The sequence below is a fragment of the Pseudomonas sp. D8002 genome (assembly GCF_013385695.1).
Lineage (GTDB): Bacteria > Pseudomonadota > Gammaproteobacteria > Pseudomonadales > Pseudomonadaceae > Aquipseudomonas.
In genome coordinates, this window is record NZ_JACAPM010000035.1 from 1 (window position 1) to 17,321 (window position 17,321).

At 61.1% G+C, this 17,321-nt stretch carries 13 protein-coding genes; 7 read left to right on the forward strand and 6 right to left on the reverse strand.

Going from position 1 to position 17,321, the window contains the following annotated elements:
* Nucleotides 1-578: hypothetical protein (locus tag HX807_RS21135; RefSeq protein ID WP_177050932.1), on the reverse strand; the 578-nt coding region annotated here is incomplete at its 3' end.
* Here HX807_RS21135 and HX807_RS21140 point away from each other — a divergent pair.
* The 5 genes from HX807_RS21140 to HX807_RS21160 all read left to right on the forward strand — a co-directional run bounded on the left by HX807_RS21140 (nucleotide 528) and on the right by HX807_RS21160 (nucleotide 8,377).
* Complete coding sequence (locus tag HX807_RS21140; protein WP_256349554.1) at nucleotides 528-2,501, forward strand: BapA/Bap/LapF family large adhesin; 1,974 nt, start codon at nucleotides 528-530, stop codon at nucleotides 2,499-2,501. The genes HX807_RS21135 and HX807_RS21140 overlap by 51 nt on opposite strands.
* A 182-nt stretch (nucleotides 2,502-2,683) precedes the next feature.
* Nucleotides 2,684-4,081, forward strand: a complete 1,398-nt coding sequence (locus HX807_RS21145; protein WP_085984651.1) for a TolC family outer membrane protein — start codon at nucleotides 2,684-2,686, stop codon at nucleotides 4,079-4,081.
* A complete protein-coding gene (locus tag HX807_RS21150) occupies nucleotides 4,078-6,261 on the forward strand; it encodes a type I secretion system permease/ATPase (protein WP_177050933.1) in 2,184 nt (727 codons plus the stop codon). Before HX807_RS21145 ends, HX807_RS21150 begins: the two co-directional genes overlap by 4 nt.
* Nucleotides 6,262-6,287: 26 nt before the next feature.
* Nucleotides 6,288-7,478: an HlyD family efflux transporter periplasmic adaptor subunit gene (locus tag HX807_RS21155; protein WP_087693464.1), complete on the forward strand. Its 1,191-nt coding sequence runs from the start codon at nucleotides 6,288-6,290 to the stop codon at nucleotides 7,476-7,478.
* A 35-nt stretch (nucleotides 7,479-7,513) separates the two neighbouring features.
* Complete coding sequence (locus tag HX807_RS21160) at nucleotides 7,514-8,377, forward strand: S9 family peptidase (RefSeq protein ID WP_177050996.1); 864 nt, start codon at nucleotides 7,514-7,516, stop codon at nucleotides 8,375-8,377.
* Here the strand turns inward: HX807_RS21160 and HX807_RS21165 are convergent.
* The 3 genes from HX807_RS21165 to HX807_RS21175 all read right to left on the reverse strand — a co-directional run bounded on the left by HX807_RS21165 (nucleotide 8,374) and on the right by HX807_RS21175 (nucleotide 12,770).
* On the reverse strand, nucleotides 8,374-11,427 hold the full coding sequence (locus HX807_RS21165) for a UDP-N-acetylmuramoyl-tripeptide--D-alanyl-D-alanine ligase (protein ID WP_177050934.1): 3,054 nt from the start codon (nucleotides 11,425-11,427) through the stop codon (nucleotides 8,374-8,376). The genes HX807_RS21160 and HX807_RS21165 overlap by 4 nt on opposite strands.
* Nucleotides 11,428-11,666: 239 nt before the next feature.
* A complete protein-coding gene (locus HX807_RS21170; protein WP_003212332.1) occupies nucleotides 11,667-11,867 on the reverse strand; it encodes a hypothetical protein in 201 nt (66 codons plus the stop codon).
* A 558-nt stretch (nucleotides 11,868-12,425) separates the two neighbouring features.
* Nucleotides 12,426-12,770 (reverse strand): cupin domain-containing protein, encoded by a 345-nt coding sequence (locus HX807_RS21175; RefSeq protein ID WP_003212331.1) that lies wholly within the window; start codon nucleotides 12,768-12,770, stop codon nucleotides 12,426-12,428.
* 389 nt (nucleotides 12,771-13,159) lie between these two features.
* Between HX807_RS21175 and kynB the strand changes: the two genes are divergently transcribed.
* A complete protein-coding gene (gene kynB / locus HX807_RS21180; protein WP_177050936.1) occupies nucleotides 13,160-13,810 on the forward strand; it encodes an arylformamidase in 651 nt (216 codons plus the stop codon).
* Entirely contained in the window at nucleotides 13,807-14,664 is an 858-nt protein-coding gene (gene kynA / locus HX807_RS21185; protein ID WP_008436669.1) for a tryptophan 2,3-dioxygenase, read from the forward strand. Before kynB ends, kynA begins: the two co-directional genes overlap by 4 nt.
* Nucleotides 14,665-14,841: 177 nt before the next feature.
* Here kynA and HX807_RS21190 read toward each other — a convergent pair whose 3' ends face one another.
* Together HX807_RS21190 and antC are read right to left on the reverse strand one after the other, a co-directional pair.
* Nucleotides 14,842-16,242: an amino acid permease gene (locus tag HX807_RS21190; protein ID WP_003212324.1), complete on the reverse strand. Its 1,401-nt coding sequence runs from the start codon at nucleotides 16,240-16,242 to the stop codon at nucleotides 14,842-14,844.
* A 71-nt stretch (nucleotides 16,243-16,313) separates the two neighbouring features.
* Nucleotides 16,314-17,321, reverse strand: coding sequence for an anthranilate 1,2-dioxygenase electron transfer component AntC (gene antC, locus HX807_RS21195; RefSeq protein WP_177009245.1), 1,008 nt, complete (start codon nucleotides 17,319-17,321; stop codon nucleotides 16,314-16,316).

Here is a 17,321-nt window from a genome sequence, read left to right on the forward strand (position 1 = left end):
ATGCTGATGCCGATGCCGATGCTGATGCGGACGCTGATGCTGATGCCGACGCTGACGCTGACGCTGACGCTGACGCTGATGCGGATGCTGACGCGGATGCCGACGCCGATGCCGATGCGGATGCGGATGCGGACGCGGATGCTGATGCCGACGCTGACGCTGACGCTGATGCGGATGCTGACGCGGATGCCGACGCCGATGCCGATGCGGATGCGGATGCGGATGCCGATGCGGACGCGGATGCTGATGCCGACGCTGATGCTGATGCTGATGCGGACGCCGATGCTGACGCGGATGCTGATGCCGACGCCGACGCCGACGCCGACGCCGATGCTGATGCTGATGCCGATGCCGATGCCGACGCGGATGCGGATGCGGATGCTGACGCCGATGCCGATGCCGATGCCGATGCCGATGCCGACGCTGATGCGGACGCCGACGCCGACGCCGACCTCGAAGCCTTCGACGACCTCGCTACCGGCGAAGTAACCATCAAACCCGTAACATCCAACACCGGCCTGGCCGATATGCGCGTGTTCACCCTGTTGGGTGTCGGCGGCATCATTCTGGGCGATCACACCAAGCAGCAGGAGTTCTCGGTTGCCGAGGGTTCCAGCGGAACGCTGAACCTGCAGTTTGCCCAGGCCGACCTGGTCTCGCTGTTGGGCGGTGGCTTCACTGCCACGCTGGAAGTGAGCGACGGTGCCGGTGGATGGTTGCCGGTGCAACAAGGCAGCAACGGTTCGGGCTTGCTCGACCTGTTGGGGCTGTTCGGACAAAGCTCCAGCGCCAAAATCGAAGGCCTGGAAGCCGGGCAGTATCGCTTTACCCTCAAGCTCGACCCCAACCTGGTCAGCGTTGGTGCAGGGGCCACGGCCAAGTTGAGCGTCACCAATGACAGCCTCACCGACTTCACCGGGGAAGCAGGGCCGGATGTCACCGGCAACGTCATCACCGACCCGGGCATTGGCGGTAAACCGGATGAACCGGGAACCGGCGGGCCAGTGAAGGTGCAGGTCGAGGTCAACGGCGAATTCGTCGATGCCGACGCCACCACCGGCACGGTGCTGCAGGGCCAATATGGTCAGCTGACCATCTTCGCCAACGGCGAGTACAAGTACACCCCGAACGGCGATGTCGCCAGCATCGGCAAGGTGGATGCCTTCGAGTATCACCTGGTCAATGGTGCCGGTGCTTCGGCCTCGGCAACCTTGTATGTGCGTATCGACAGCCCGAGTGTCAACGTGGACTGGAGCGCTACCGATCCATCTGCGCCCGGCGTGATCAACACGGTTGCCAATGATGACCTGGGTTCGGCGCAGATCGACATCGTCAACCTGGTCACCCAGGCCGACCTGGCGCCCCTGAGCTACAACCTGGCACTGCTCGGCAGCAGTACGGGTACGGGTGCAGCGATCAACGTTGCCACGGGCACGACCGCAGAGCTTGCGATCAACGTCACCGTCACCGGCATTGCGTTGTTGCCAGGCACGACCGTCAATCTGCAGAAGTTCATCGGTAACGAATGGGTCACGCAGCAGACCACTACCCAGGCGAACCACACGTTCCAAGGGTTGGATGCCGGGACCTATCGCGTGACCGGGACGACCGGTGCCGTGCTGTCGCTGAGTGCGCTGCACATTGCGCAGAAGCTCACTACCACCTCCCTCACGGAGTTCGTGACCGGTGCAATGAGCAATGCGACTGGCAACCTGCTGTCCGACAGCTTGTCCGGGCCGGATGTCCTCGGTTCGCCGCTGACGGTACTCAGTGTGCTGGTCAACGGGGTCTATGTGATTCCTGGGCAAACGGGGACGAAAATCAACGGTGACCACGGCACATTGACCGTGTTTGCCGATGGTAAGTACGTCTACACCCCGCATGCCGGGCTGACGCTGGACGAGATTGGCCAGGTGGATAAATTCACCTACAAGCTCACCACGCCAACCGGCCAGGAAGACACCGCCGACCTCTACGTGCGCATCGACTCGCCGGATCGCGACCTGGTCTGGGACGACGCCAACCCGGGTGCGCCAGCCACTGAAGGTGCCGGCATTGCCGCTGCCCACAGTGCGGTGGACCAGGCGGCGGATGACGGCGCCAACGTTGACGGCGATCACCACGATGCCGTGGTGGCCGACGACACCGACTTCACCCATGTCGATGCTGGCGCGGGTGCAGACGGGTTGTTGTGGGAAGGCGGCGATGCAGCCATCAACCTCACCGACCTGATTGGCACAGTCAGCGGGGTGCACAGCATCGACCTGAACGATGTCAGCGCCGTCGACCTGACCCTGAGCCTCGAAGACCTGGTGTCCATCACCGGGCCTGAGTCGGATCGCTTGATGATCCAGGGCGACGATCAGGACAGCGTGCACCTGACAGGTGACTGGAGCGCCGGTGCGACCCAGGTAGAGAACGGTCTTGAGTACGTGATCTACACCAGTCCGGAAGATGAAACCCATCAGCTCTGGGTACAGAGCGGCATCAGCGTGGTGTAACGCCACCCCTGCCGGCCGGGCCGCGAGGCCCGGTTTTCCCTACCAACGGTAATGCAGCGATGGGCCGTGACGTCAGTCACGGTCCGTTGTTGTACTCATCAGGTTTGACAACAGTCAGGTGACTAGCAGTGAGGCAAAAGAGTTTGGCCAAGCAGCTGTCTGCCGTAATTCTGGCAGTCGCAATGATCGCGCCCGAGCGTGCGCCGGTCATGGCAGCGTCGTATATCGACGATGAAGAACGCGTCAACATCATCAGCCCGAGCAACCTGGGCACACATTTACCCGGTGGGCCAACGGGCGTCAGCGCACCGGTGGCACCCGAGCACGTCATACCGAGCAACCTTGACCTGACACGCGCCATTCAACTGGCGGTGGAATGGCACCCGGCAATTTCCGAGGCGATCGGCCAGCTGTACCAACAAAACGAGAACGTGAACATCGCCCGTTCCGGTTATTACCCGCAAATCAGCGGTGGCTTCAACTCCGGCTACGACAGCGGCCTCAGGGGCAACGGCCAGAGCCGTGCGTTTTCGTTGTCGGCGTCGCAGATGCTCTACGACTTCGGCAAGGTCTCAAGTTCTGTCGACAGTGCGCTGGCGCGGGTCAGTGCCAGCCAAGCGTCGGTGTTGCTGTCGATCGATCAGGTGGCGCGCGATACCTCGTTCGCCGTGATCGAACTGCAGCGCTCGCAGTTGCTGGTGCAACTGGCTCGCGAGCAAATCGACGGCATTTCGGCGATTGCAGAGCTGGCCAAAAAGCGCAGCGACATGGGCGCCAGCACCCGTTCGGACCTGATCCAGGCCCGCTCGCGGGTCGAGGCCTCGGTGGCGACGCAATTGCAATTCACCGCGCAATTCAATCGCTGGCGCAGCACGTTGAGCAGCCTGCTTGGGTCGCAGGCGCCAGTGAGCGTGGCGCATGGTTTTCCGGCAAGCCTGGAGCAATCCTGCGTGGGCGTGGTACCCGATACGGCAGTCACGCCGACCCTGCTGATCGCCCAGGCGCAGCGTGTCGATGCGCTGGCGCTGATTGCACAAGCCCGTGCCGAGGCGTTGCCGACCGTGTCGCTGGACCCGTCCATCACGCACTACCTGGACAACAACGACGACAGCAACGTCCCCGGCGGCCGCGACCGTACCCGTTACGGCGTATTTCTCAACGTGAAAATGCCGCTGTACCAGGGCGGCGCAATCACCGCCCGCAAATCCGCCGCGCAACAGGCCCTGCGTTCCGCCGATGCCGCCAACGACGCCGCGCGCCTTGCGGTTCGCCAGGGGTTGCTGGAGGCGCGGGATCAAATCTCAAGCCTCAGCCAGCGGCTATCCACCCTGGATTTTCGTGAGCGCAGCATCTCCGAAACCCGCGACCTGTATCGCCAGCAGTACCTCGAACTGGGCACACGGCCGTTGCTCGACCTGCTGAATGCCGAGCAGGAAATTCACCAGGCACGCATGGACCGGGAAAACACCGCCGCTGACCTGCGCCGCCTGAAAATCGATTGCCTCTACAACACGGGCGCACTGCGCACGGCGTTCCACCTGGACAACAGCACCCTGCAAGGTGTGGAGATTCGGCCATGAATGATGCTGTGATGCTTGCGGGCGAAACCAACGCAGTACAAACCCCGCTGAACCCGGCGCCCGCAGTGGATTATGACGTGTGGCTGGAGGCCGTCCTGAGCGTGGCCCGGCATTACCGCCTGGAATGCTCGGCCCAAAGCGTGCGCATCGCTGCACAATGGACCGAAGGCGCTTCGGTGGAAGAGGTGGTACGGCAGATGGCCCGCCAGGCGGGGTTGAACTGCGTGATTGCCGACTTCAGCGAAACCACGCTGATGCAGCGCCAATTACCGGTGGTGCTGCAATTTGCCGACGGCCAGGTGGGTGTGCTCGAAACCCTCGGCGACGGCGACAACCTGGGCATCGCCTACAGCGGCGACGGCGGCCTGCAAAGCCGGCTCACCCGCCAGGACCTGTTGGAGCAAGCGCGCAAGAGCGTGATTCTGCGACCCATGGCGGCAGTGCGTGACCGGCGTGTCGACGACTACATCAAGCCTTACGAGAAGGCGTGGTTCAAAAACATCGTGCTGCGCGACCTGCGGCCCTATGGCTATGTGATGCTCGCGTCGCTGGTCACCAGCGTGCTGGGGTTGGCCGGGGTACTGTTTTCGATGCAGGTGTACGACCGGGTGATCCCGGCCGAATCCATGCCCACCCTGTATGTGCTGTTTGGCGGGGTGATGCTGGCGCTGGTGTTTGATTTCATCATGCGCATCACCCGTGTGCGCATCACCGACATGCTCGGCAAACGCGCGGATCTGCGCGTTTCCGACCTGGTGTTCGGGCATGCCATTCGCTTGCGTAACAGCGCCCGGCCGAAGTCCACCGGCTCGTTCATTTCGCAGCTCAAGGAACTGGAACAACTGCGTGAGCTGATCACCTCCAGCACCGCCACGGCGCTGGCCGATCTGCCGTTCTTCCTGCTGTTTCTGGTGATCTACTGGTTGATCGCCGGCCCGCTGGTGGCGGTGCCAATGGTGGCTGTGCTGTTCCTGATAGTGCCCGGGCTGTTGGCGCAGAAAAAACTCGCGGCACTGGCGAATGAGTCGATGCGTGAAAGCTCGTTGCGCAGCGCAATGCTGGTGGAGACCATACAAGGCCTGGACGACATCAAGGCGTTGCAGGCCGAACAGCGCTTCCAGCAACAATGGAATCACTACAACGCCACCTGCGGCGACGCCAGCCTGCGCCTGCGCATGCTCACCAACAAACTGGTGGCCTGGAGCAACAATGTGCAGGGCTCGGTGTTTGCCGTGGTGGTGGTGTTCGGTGCGCCCATGGTCATGGCCAGCGACATGACCACCGGTAGCCTTGTCGCGGCGTCGATCCTGGCGTCGCGGATGATGGCGCCGATGTCCCAGGTCACCCAGGTGCTGACGCGCTGGCAGCAGGCCAAGGTTGCGCTGCAAGGCCTGAACCGGATCATGGAATTGCCGGTGGACCATTCCGAGGGCAGCAAGCGCGTGCACCTGCCGGTGATCAAAGGCCAATACGCGCTGAGCCAGGCCACATTCCAGTATTCCGACGATGCCCCCGTACCGGCGCTGCGTGTGGCCGACCTGAAGATCCAGCCGGGCGAACGCATCGCGATTCTGGGGCGTAACGGCGCGGGTAAATCCACGCTGTTGCAGGCATTGGCCGGGATGCTCGACCTCAAGGCCGGCACCATCAGCCTGGATAGCGTTGCTCTCAGCCACATCGACCCCGCCGACGTGCGCCGCGATGTGGGGCTGATGACACAAAACTCGCGGCTGTTCCACGGCACGCTGCGCGACAACCTGATCATGGGGGCGCCGCATGCCAGCGATCAGGAAATCCTCCAGGCCCTGGCGCTGACCGGTGCGGGCGACTTCATCGGCAAGTTCGCCGACGGCCTGGACCACATGATCCTGGAAGGTGGCCTGGGCATGTCGGGCGGGCAGCGTCAGTCGCTGCTGCTGTCGCGGCTGATGATTCGCCAGCCGCATATCGTGTTGCTCGACGAGCCCACCGCGTCCCTGGATGAAGCGACCGAGCGCCAGTTGATCCACAACCTCGACCGCTGGGCAGCCCACCGCACGCTGATTATCGCCACGCACCGCATGAGTGTATTGAGCCTGGTGAATCGGGTGATCGTGGTCGACAACGGCCAGATCATCGTCGATGACAGCAAAGCCAACGCGATTGCGCGCCTGTCCAAACCGAAGGGGAAAACCCAGTGAAAAACCCTGCGCCGAAAACCATACCCCTGCTCGCCACCGAAGACGAAGGCGCCCGGCATACCCACGACGGCGTGGATGAACGCACCGTGGTGCGCGCCACGCGCGTGGTGGGTTGGGTGTTTGTCATGCTGATTGCGTTTGGTGCCTGGGCCTACTTTTTTGAAGTGGACGAAGTCTCGACGGGCAGCGGCAAAGTCATCCCGACCTCGCGTGAGCAAATCATCCAGTCGCTGGAAGGCGGCATCGTCACGGAATTGAATGTGGGGGAGGGCGATATCGTCAAAAATGGCCAGACGTTGGCCAGGCTTGACCCGACCAAGACCGAATCCAACTTTGATGAAAGTGCCGCCAAGTACCGGGCGTCGCTGGCCAGCGTCGCGCGTTTGCAGGCCGAGGTAGACGGTAAACCGTTACTGTTCCCCCCGGAGCTTGAGCGTTACCCCGCACTGGTGCGCGCCGAAACCGACCTGTTCAACACTCGGCGCAAGGGCCTCGAAGAATCGTTGGCCGGCGTGCGATCGTCGCTCGGGCTGGTGCGTAGCGAGCTGGAAATCACCGAAAACCTGGCCAAGGTCGGCGCCGCCAGCAACGTTGAGGTGTTGCGCCTCAAGCGCCAAAAGGCCGAGCTGGAGTTGAAACTGACCCAGGCCCGCTCCGAGTATATGGTGCGGGCCGGTGAGGACCTGGCGAAGGTCAATGCCGACGTCGAGACGCTGTCGTCAGTCATGCGCGGGCGCTCCGACTCGGTGACCCGCCTGACCCTGCGCTCGCCGGTGCGCGGTATCGTCAAGGGGATAGAGGTCACCACCATCGGCGGGGTTATCCCGCCCAACGGGCGCCTGATGCAGATTGTGCCCCTGGATGAGCAGTTGTTGATCGAGGCGCGTATCTCCCCGCGAGATATCGCCTTTATCCATCCCGACCAGGTGGCCAAGGTCAAGATCACCGCCTACGACTACGCCATTTATGGCGGCATGGACGGCAAGGTCGTGACCATTTCTCCGGACACTATCCAGGACGAGGTCAAGCCAGAAGTTTTTTACTATCGAGTGTTCATCCGCACCGACGCTGACACCTTGAAAAACAAGGCCGGCAAGTCGTTTTCGATTGTGCCTGGGATGATTGCCTCGGTGGATATCAAGACCGGCCAGAAAACCGTGCTCGACTATTTGATCAAGCCCATGAACCGTGCGCGGGAGGCCTTGCGCGAGCGTTAGGCGAGGTGGCTGTGGCCAGGTTTGCGTTGTGGTGGATGCTGTTGTGGGCCGGCGTGCCGGGCGCGTGGGCCCTGAGTGAGGGTTCGACACCGTTGCTTTGGAACACCCCGGCCGACCAGTCGACCTGCAACCAGGTCGACTCTTCACTTTGGGTCGAGTTGGCCGGGGGCGATGAGTGCATTCGCTATTTTTCCGGGGCGGTGCTGAGCCGTGCGCCCGTGGTAATCGTGATGTTTCATGGCGACCGCAACGTGGAAATGCACCGCTCGCCCGAGTCGATCCGTGGCAATACCCTGGCCGCCAAGGCCAGGCAGGCCAAGGCCCTGAGCCGGCGTGCGGGCGTACCGGTGGTGATTGTGGCGCGACCTGGCACCTACGGTTCCAGCGGCAACCATGGGCAGCGGCGCCAGGCGCGGGAATTCATTGTGCTGGACGCTGCGCTCAACGAGCTGCGCAAGCGTTACGGCATCGGGCAGTTTGTGTTGCTGGGGCACAGCGGCGGCGCCACGGTGGCCGCGGCGTTGTTGACCTTGGGGCGTACCGATGTGAAGTGTGCAGTGATGACTTCCGGCGCGTTTGCCCTGGTGCAGCGCGCGCAGATGTTGCGTCAAAGCAAAGGCCTGCCTTCGCGTCCGGGACGCGACACCAATGGTTTATTGCACCCCTACGATCCCCTGGAGCACCTGGCCGGCATTGCCGTTGCGCCTGCGCGGCAGTTGTTCGTGATTGGCAGCGTGGACGACCAGGTAACCCCATTTGTGTTGCAGGAGCGTTTTTACCAGGCGTTGATTCGCGCCGGGCATCAGGCGCAGTTGGTCAAGGCGCAGGGTGTGCCTGCGATGTTTCACCAACTGCGCAATGACATTGGCCTGAAGACAGCAGCGGGCTGCGCGGGCTAACCCGCCGGCACCGCCTGTTCGGTCGTGTTCAGCCAATCACAGATCTGCGACAACCCGGTACCACCGGAGCTTTTCACCAGTACCCAATCCCCCGCTTGGAACCACTGGCCGGGGTGGCGCGCCAACGCCTGGCCTAATGCCGTGGCATCCTCGAACCACTGCACTGACAGCTCACTGCGCAGCACCCGGTACACCTCACGCATCAGCGGTCCGCACAGCACCAAATGCCGGGGCGCCGCCGCGCGCAGCGAGTCAGCCAATTCCAGGTGGTAGCGCTGGGCGTCGGGGCCCAGCTCCAGCATGTCGCCCAACACTACTACCCGGTGTCGCGAGGCCACGGGCAGGTCGGCCATCGAGCGCAAGGCCGCAGCCATCGAGCCGGGGTTGGCGTTGTACGCATCGTTGATCAACTGGAAATGCCCGTCGGTGCATTTGATCGAGCGGATATTGCCGCGACCTTCCACCGGTTGGAAGCCGGTCAGCACTTCCAGTGCCTGGTCGGCGTCAAGCCCGGCGGCGAACAGCGACGCCAGCACCCCCAGTGCGTTGAGCACCATGTGTCGGCCGCGAGCACTCAGGCTGAAATCCAGCCGTTGCGTGTCACGTTGCGCGGTGACGTAGACCCGGTCGGCCTCGCTGCACACGTCGAGCAGGCGCACATCGGCATCGGCGTGTTCGCCATAGTTGGTCACGTGCAAGCGCGCGACTTCGGCGGCCTGGGCGAACACCTCGTAGTGCGGCATATCGCGGCACAGCACCGCGTGCCCACCCGGTGCCATCGAGCGGAAGATCGCGCTCTTTTTACGCGCCAGGTTTTCCAGGGTGCCATGGTATTCCAGGTGCGCCGGAGCCAGCCCGGTCACGATAGCAATGTGTGGGCGCACCAGCTCCGAGTTAATCGGCATGCGGCCCACGGCCATTTCCAGTACCCAGAATTTGGCCGGCCGGGGCATGCTCGCCAGGTTCCAGGCGATCCCATGGGGCAGGTTGGCGTTGGCCTCGGTGTGGCCCACTTCGCCCCAGTGTTTCAGGGCGTGGCCGAGCATGGCGACCACGGTGGTTTTACCGAAGCTGCCGGTGACGCCGAACACCTGGCCAGTGAATTGCTGCCTGGCGTATCGACCCATTTGCAGCATGGCCTCGCTGGTATCGGCGACCTGTAACACCGGCAGGCCGCTGTCCAGGTAGGGCGTCGGGTCTACACACAAGAACGCCGAGGGGCGCCGCTCAGGACTGGCCTGGGCCCAGCGCAGCGCCGACTGCACTTCGTTCGGTCCCACCTTGCTGGGGTGCCGATTGAGCATGCGCTGGGGTTTGAAAAACTGCATGGACGGCGTCAAACCCGACGTGTACCAACCGGGCGGCGGCTGTTTGGCCCAGGTGCCGTGTGTCACCCGAGCCAGGGTGTTGGCGTCCCAGACCCAGCCGAGGGGCGCTGCGTCCTGGGCCAGGCTCACTTGCGGCGCGCCGTCGAGCAGGTAGCGGTGGTAGGCAATCAGCCCCGAGAGGTAATGCTCCACGTCGTCGATGCGCACCCTGAACGCGTGGTGACGGATAAAAAACGAGCCGGCAATGCGCGCAGGATTGGCGAAATACATCGCCGTTTCCGGCCAGAAATACCCGTTGAACAAATAGCGCGCACGATGATGCAGGGCGCGGTAAAACGCGTGCAGGTCGATCTCGGTGAGCAGGTGGCGCAATTGCGCTTGCTGGGCGATGCGTTCGAGCATCTGCTGCGCAGCCATCATCAATTCCAGTAGCGTCGGAAAGGTGGTGATGCGCTGTTGCACGAACCCCAGATAACCGGCGACGTTATTCAGGCCGAAGCGGAAATACTTTTCGTCAGGTCGGTAGCGGGTCAGTTCGTTCACGCAATAGCTGAGCCAGTGATCGTGCTCGCGCCAGTGCTGTTTTTCGATGAAGTAGTCGAAGGCTTTTTCCACCACGGTTAACCAGCGCTCATCGCCGGTGAGGCCGTAGAGGCGGATCAACCCGAACGCGGCCTCGCCGTCGTAGTAGATGATCCGGAACGCCTCTTTGACGGTAAGGTCACGGCCATGCAAGACGTGCACGAAGGCGCCGGTGGTCGCGTCCTGCATCCAGGCCATGCCATTGGCCAGGGCTTCCAGCACGGGTAGGTAGTGGCGGGTGCCGGTGACTTCGCTGTATTTGACCAGCGCCAACAAACACACGGCATTGCCACCCAGTTTGATCTCGTCACCGGTGTCCAGCAGATACGCGGCCACACTGCCGTCGGGCAGCACGTAGGACTTGATCAGTTCCTGGGTAAGGTAGGCCAGCGAGCGGTCGATGGCGGATTTAAGCGCCTCATCGCCGGTCAGTGCCCAGGCCTCGATCATCGAATAGGTGGTACTGGCGTGGCGCAGGGTGTTGTAGTTTTTTATCGCCCGGTCAAAGCACGGGAAGTAGCCGTAGACGAACTGGCCGCCGCCCTGCACCTGAGTGCTCAGGTAGCTTGCGGCGCTGATGATGCTCGCCTTTACCATGCCGGGCTCCAGCGCTGCGAGGGTGCGCCAGCCGGTTTCTGTCGGGCCAGGGTTCAGCGGGTGGGGCACGCCGTCTTCGGCACAAAAAACGCCCTTGGTGTCGAACAGGAACACGGGGGTCTCGGGTTCAAGTGTGGCGATCAGGTCGGCTGTATTGAGCCCGGTAAAACGGCGCCTGGCGTACACCGAAAAATTGCCGGCATTGAAGCTCGCGTGATTGATAGCGTTGCCGCCATACAGGATCGCGTTGGCGTTCAGTTCCTGTTCGGTGATCGCGATATGCAGCGCCGCATCGAAGGCGATGCCGCGCCGGAAGTAATTACGCTTGTGGCGCTTGAAGCGCGCATTGAGTTCGGCCCAGGTGATGGCGGTTACGTTGATCGCGCATTCGACGCGTATCCATGAACGTTCGACGATGTTGCCTGACTGCGCACGGTCTCGTTCGTAGGCACCCTGCAAGCGCTGCATACCGGTTTGCCAGGCAGCTTCGAAGTTATCTGCCGTGATATGAAAAACATGCGCGCGCTGGGTGCTGTCGCTCATGGAGAAAAACAAGGTACAGGGCTGCGCGGTGTCTGATGATACAGCAGGCCCATTCATTTCTTTGCTTAGATGAGCATAACAAGCAAGCCATTGCTGTTTCACAGGCATAGTTCATCACCAGTTTTTAACTTGGAGAGGGGTGGCGCGCAGTGTTCATGATTAAACTGCGCGCCAGCTGATAAATAAGCAGAAAGTTATGCCGCACAATTTTATAAAGGCAAATTAACCAGGCTTATATATCAAGAGCAGAGCGATGAATCCTCTTTCTCCGGCTCCAGCACGGAGGGCGGGACTTGGCTCTCGTATTGCTGGAGATGGTCACGAATCAGCTTGCGAATAACCTGAGAAATAGTAAGGTCAACTTCCTCGGACAGCGACTCCAGACGCTGCTTGGTCGGGAAGTCGATGAGAATGGTCAGACGTGTTGTTTTTTCAGGCATTTTCTTGATCCTTTTACAAAAGCGCGGTCTCGACTGCCGCGTGCAGTAAGTGCTGGAAGACGTGTGGAGTCCTTAGAACAAACCAATGGGGTAATCAATTGATTCATTGGAGTCTAATTCAAATCGCTGCGCGTTTTCCATCAATGTGCAGTGAAGGTTGCGATTATGTGAAGTTCTGCACCTTCTCCGTACCTCTTATTATCATCGGGTTATAATGCTATGATATTCGAGTATAGACCGGTTGCAAGAAAGCTATCTCAAAGTGTAGGGGGGTGTCAAAAGTCAATCTTATCTATAACTAAAGTAGTGGTTGTACTGTTTGGTGAGTTTGATTATGTATTTTGCGCATTACGTCATGAGATTTTTTCAAGAACTTGGTGCTCACAATATTCTGTCACAAAATACTAATTGATTGTTTTCGAATATCAAGGGTTGTTGTCACGAATAACAGCGATTGTTGTTGGAAGAGGGGCAGGGAGGTGCTGCTTTTATCAGAAGGGCGCGACGGTCGTCGTTGAGGTAAAAGGGGCCAGGGCGACCCCTTTCCAGGTGGTGGGATCAGGCAAACACAAAATACTTACGCACCGTCTCGACCACTTCCCACGTCCCCTTCATCCCCGGCTCCACCACAAAGATATCCCCAGCCCGCAAATGGATCGGCTCCAGGCCGTCCGGGGTGATCACGCAGTAGCCTTCCTGGAAGTGACAGTATTCCCACTTCACATACTCCACCCGCCATTTGCCGGGGGTGCAGATCCAGGTGCCCATGATCTTGCTGCCGTCCTCGCTGGTGTAGGCGTTGAGGTTGACGGTGTGCGGGTCGCCTTCGAGTTTTTCCCATTTGCAGGCGTCCAGCACCGGCAGTGGATGGGTGTCGCGCAGTACGGTGATTGGCTTGGACATGATGATTCCGAGGCAGTGGAAGGGAAGTCCGAACCCTATCGCCTTGGGCGGCCCGCCAGTGGTCTGGACTCGACATCGGGATGCCCAGAAGCGCAGTCATTTGCACAGCCGTGAGTCACCGCCAACCCCTGTGGGAGCCGGGCTTGCCCGCGGTGGCGGAGTGTCAGGCGATGGAAGGGCACGCTGTGCCGACCTCATCGCGGGCAAGCCCGGCTCCCACAGGGGATATTTGTTGTTTGAAGGATTGAGTCGGTACGAAATATCTGTGCGCCAATCAGCCATTTCCTCGCAGTAAGTGCGAAAGATTTCCTACTTTGCGCTGGAATTCGCAAGAATATTTACAGCCGGCCCTCGTATCATTCACCCCAGTAACGACCGAGAGCCTTGAAATGAATCCAATAAAAACGTGGTGGGACATCAGCCCGCCCTTGAGCACCGCGACCCCGACCTGGCCGGGTGATACGCCGTTTCAGGAAGAGCGGGTCTGGCAGTTCGGCCCCGAGTGCCCGGTGAATGTCGGACGCATCACCCTGTCACCCCACACCGGCGCCCATGTGGACGCGCCGTTGCACTACAGCGCGGACGGCGCGCCGATTGGCGAAGTGTCCCTGGATGTGTACATGGGCCCGTGCCGGGTGCTGCATTGCCTGGGCAGCGGCGCGCTGGTGCAGCCGCATCAGTTGGAAGGTCGGCTGGAAAACCTGCCGGAGCGTGTACTGTTGCGCACTTATCAACAGGCGCCGCTGGATGCCTGGGATTCGAATTTCGCCGCCGTCGCCCCGCAAACGGTCGAGTTGCTGTTCAGCCTCGGTGTGCGCCTGATCGGTATCGACACACCGTCCCTGGACCCGCAGCAGTCCAAGACCATGGACTCCCACAACGCCGTCGCCCGGCATGGCATGGCGATTCTCGAAGGCATCGTCCTCGACGACGTGCCGGAGGGCGATTACGAGTTGATCGCGCTGCCGCTGCGTTTTGCCAACCTCGATGCCAGCCCGGTACGAGCCATTCTCCGCCCGCTCAAGGAGCCCACGCGATGAGCCAGTGTCCTTTCTCCCCTGACTACCAGCCGCCGGAAGAATGGCATAACGCCGAGCTGAATTTTTCCGAGTCCATGAGCTACGGCGACTACCTGGACCTGGGCAAAGTGCTCAGCGCCCAGCACCCGCTGTCACCGGACCACAACGAGATGCTGTTCATCATCCAGCACCAGACCTCGGAGCTGTGGATGAAGTTGATGCTCCACGAACTCAAGGCCGCCCGTGAGCACGTGCGCCTGGGTGAGCTGCCGCCGGCGTTCAAGATGCTGGCGCGGGTGTCGCGGATCTTTGACCAGTTGGTGCACGCCTGGGCGGTACTGGCGACCATGACGCCGTCGGAGTACAAGTCGATCCGCCCGTACCTGGGGCAGTCGTCGGGTTTCCAGTCGTTCCAGTACCGGGAAATCGAATTCATCCTCGGCAACAAAAGCGCGGCGCTGTTGCGGCCTCACGCCCACCGGCCGGAGTTGTTGAAGGAGCTGCAGGTGGCGATTGCCACGCCGTCGCTGTATGACGAAGCGATCAACCTGATGACCAAGGCCGGGCTGGCGATCGACCCCAAGCGCGCCGAACGCGACCCGACGGCGCCAACGGTTCACGATGATTCCGTGGAGGCGGCGTGGCGCGAGGTTTATCGCGATCCGAGCCGGTATTGGGACCTGTACCAATTGGCCGAAAAGTTTATCGACCTGGAAGATTCCTTCCGCCAGTGGCGCTTCCGCCATGTCACCACCGTGGAGCGGATCATCGGCTTCCAACCTGGTACGGGCGGCACCGAAGGCGTGGGCTACCTGCGCAAGATGCTCGACACCGTATTGTTCCCCGAGCTGTGGCGAGTGCGTTCTACGCTGTAATCAAGGCCCAACAAAAAGCCCCGGTACTCATCAGTACCGGGGCTTTTCATTTGGAATACGATCAAAATGTGGGAGCGGGCTTGCTCGCGAAAGCGGTGGGTCAGTCAATACATCAGGTGACTGACACGACGCCTTCGCGAGCAAGCCCGCTCCCACACAAGCCCGCTCCCACATGGGTTATTGCGCTGTTACTGCCTTCGCGTTGTTCAACCGCAACCGGTACGCCACATAGATGATCCCGACCCAAACCGGGATCGCATACACCGACGCCCGCACACCCGGAATCGCCAGCATCACGCAGATGATCATCAGCATGAACGCCAGGCACAGGTAGTTGCTGAACGGGAACCAGAAGGTCTTGAACGACGGCACCACGCCTTGCTCGCCCATGGCCTTGCGGAACTTGATGTGGGTCAGGCTGATCAGCGCCCAGTTGATCATCAACGAGGCAACCACCAGCGCAAACAACAGCTCCAGTGCGTCATGCGGCGCGACGTAGTTGATCACCACACACAGCAGCGTCACCAGGGCGGAGATGCCCAGGGCACGCAGCGGCACGCCTTGCTTGTTCAACTTCATCAGCGCTTTCGGCGCGTCGCCTTGCTCGGCCAGGCCGAACAGCATGCGGCTGTTGCAGTACACGCCGCTGTTGTACACCGACAGTGCCGCGGTCAGGACCACGAAGTTGAGGATGTGGGCGGCGGTGTCGTTACCGATCAAGGAAAAGATCTGCACGAACGGACTGCCGCTGTAGGCATCGCCCGACGCGCCGAGGGTTTGCAGCAGTTGGTCCCATGGGTACAACGACAGCAGCACGGTAAGGGCGCCGACGTAGAAAATCAGGATCCGGTACACCACCTGGTTGATCGCCTTCGGGATCACCTTGCGGGGTTCGCTGGCTTCGGCGGCGGTAATACCCACCAGCTCCAGGCCGCCGAACGAGAACATGATGAACGCCATGGACATCAACAGCCCCATGCCGCCATTCGGGAAGAACCCGCCGTGGCTCCACAGGTTGCTCACCGAGGCTTGCGGGCCGCCGGTGCCGCTGAACAGCAGGTAGCAGCCGAGCACGATCATGCCGACAATCGCCACCACCTTGATGATCGCGAACCAGAACTCGGTCTCACCGAAGAACTTCACGTTGAGGGTGTTGATCAGGTTGACCAGCACAAAGAACACCACCGCACTGACCCAGGTCGGAATTTCCGGCCACCAGAACTGGATGTACTTGCCCACCGCTGTCAGCTCGGCCATGCCCACCAGCACGTAGAGTACCCAGTAGTTCCAGCCGGCGAGGAAGCCTGCGTAACCGCCCCAGTACTTGTGGGCGAAGTGGCTGAAGGAGCCGGCCACCGGTTCCTCGACGATCATTTCGCCCAGCTGGCGCATGATCAGGAACGCGATGAACCCGGCTACCGCATAGCCCAGGATCATCGACGGCCCCGCCGACTTGAGCACGCCCGCCGAGCCGAGGAACAGCCCGGTCCCGATCGCCCCTCCCAAGGCAATCAGCTGAATATGCCGGTTCTTCAGGCCACGCTTGAGGCCCACCGGGTTAACCATGTCATCCGCCATTAACATTCCCTTCTACTTGTTTTTTTCAGGGTTGATCGCACACCGAACCAGCCCCTCAAACCGCTGAGGGGTCAGATATTACTCTCGGTAAACTTTTCGTAATACAGCTGAACGCCATCAAGTGCCTGATCCAGCAGCCATTGTTTGATGGATTCGACCATCGGAGGGGGGCCGCAGACGTACATATCTGCCGATTGATCCCGCAATTCGGCCAGGTCGAAATGCTCGGTGAGGTAGCCGCGTTTGCCGGCCCAGTCCGAAGGTGGGTCGCTGAGTACCTCGGTGTAGCGAAACCCCGGGATCGTATCGGCGTAGGCTTTTATGCGTGTTGCCTCGCATAAATCGGCCGCACCCCGCACGCCGTAATACAGGTGCACCGGCTGTTGGCAGGTGCTGGCGGCCAGGTCGTCAAGCATGCCCAGCAGCGCCGATAAACCAGTGCCACCGGCCACCAACACCAGCGGTCGGGTGACATGCCGAAGGTAGAAGGCACCCAATGGCGCTTCCAGCAGCAACTCATCACCGACCTGGCAGCGTTCGCGAATGTAGTTGCTCATCACGCCATCGGGCAGCAGGCGGATCAGGAACTGCAACTGATTGCCCGGGCGGTTGGCGAAAGAGTAGGAGCGCCAACTGTCGGTGCCGGGAATCGACAGGCGGGCATATTGGCCCGGCAAAAAGTCCAATGGGTGTTCAAGCTGCAGGTGCAGGATCGCGGTGCTGGCCGAGACCTGTTGCACTTGGCTCACCGTACTGCGGATTTGTACTGGCCCCGGCGCGTTGCACAGGCTGGAATCAAAATCGAAATAAAACGCCGCATCGGATTGGACCCGGGTCTGGCAGCTGAGCATTTTGCGTTGTTGCAGGTCGAGGCTGGAGAGGGCTTCCTCGTCCACGTAGTCCTGGCTGTAGTCGCCGGACTCGCAGCGGCCCTGGCAGGTGCCGCAAACGCCTTCGCGGCAGTCGAGCGGGATCTTGATGCCGTTGCGCAACGCCGCATCCAACAGGATCTCATTGGCGCCCACCGGGAAAAACAGGGTCTTGCCGTCGGCAAAACTGAAGGCCACTTTGTGATTCAT

What these genes read in the sequence shown, in the direction of transcription:
- HX807_RS21160 (WP_177050996.1), top strand. Translation starts at nt 7,514, where the DNA reads ATGCTGTTGTGGGCCGGCGTGCCGGGCGCGTGGGCCCTGAGTGAGGGT.
- HX807_RS21170 (WP_003212332.1), bottom strand. Translation starts at nt 11,867, where the DNA reads ATGCCTGAAAAAACAACACGTCTGACCATTCTCATCGACTTCCCGACC.
- antC (WP_177009245.1), bottom strand. Translation starts at nt 17,321, where the DNA reads ATGAATCACAAAGTGGCCTTCAGTTTTGCCGACGGCAAGACCCTGTTT.
- kynB (WP_177050936.1), top strand. Translation starts at nt 13,160, where the DNA reads ATGAATCCAATAAAAACGTGGTGGGACATCAGCCCGCCCTTGAGCACC.
- kynA (WP_008436669.1), top strand. Translation starts at nt 13,807, where the DNA reads ATGAGCCAGTGTCCTTTCTCCCCTGACTACCAGCCGCCGGAAGAATGG.
- HX807_RS21145 (WP_085984651.1), top strand. Translation starts at nt 2,684, where the DNA reads ATGATCGCGCCCGAGCGTGCGCCGGTCATGGCAGCGTCGTATATCGAC.
- HX807_RS21190 (WP_003212324.1), bottom strand. Translation starts at nt 16,242, where the DNA reads ATGGCGGATGACATGGTTAACCCGGTGGGCCTCAAGCGTGGCCTGAAG.
- HX807_RS21165 (WP_177050934.1), bottom strand. Translation starts at nt 11,427, where the DNA reads ATGAGCGACAGCACCCAGCGCGCGCATGTTTTTCATATCACGGCAGAT.
- HX807_RS21140 (WP_256349554.1), top strand. Translation starts at nt 528, where the DNA reads ATGCGCGTGTTCACCCTGTTGGGTGTCGGCGGCATCATTCTGGGCGAT.
- HX807_RS21150 (WP_177050933.1), top strand. Translation starts at nt 4,078, where the DNA reads ATGAATGATGCTGTGATGCTTGCGGGCGAAACCAACGCAGTACAAACC.
- HX807_RS21175 (WP_003212331.1), bottom strand. Translation starts at nt 12,770, where the DNA reads ATGTCCAAGCCAATCACCGTACTGCGCGACACCCATCCACTGCCGGTG.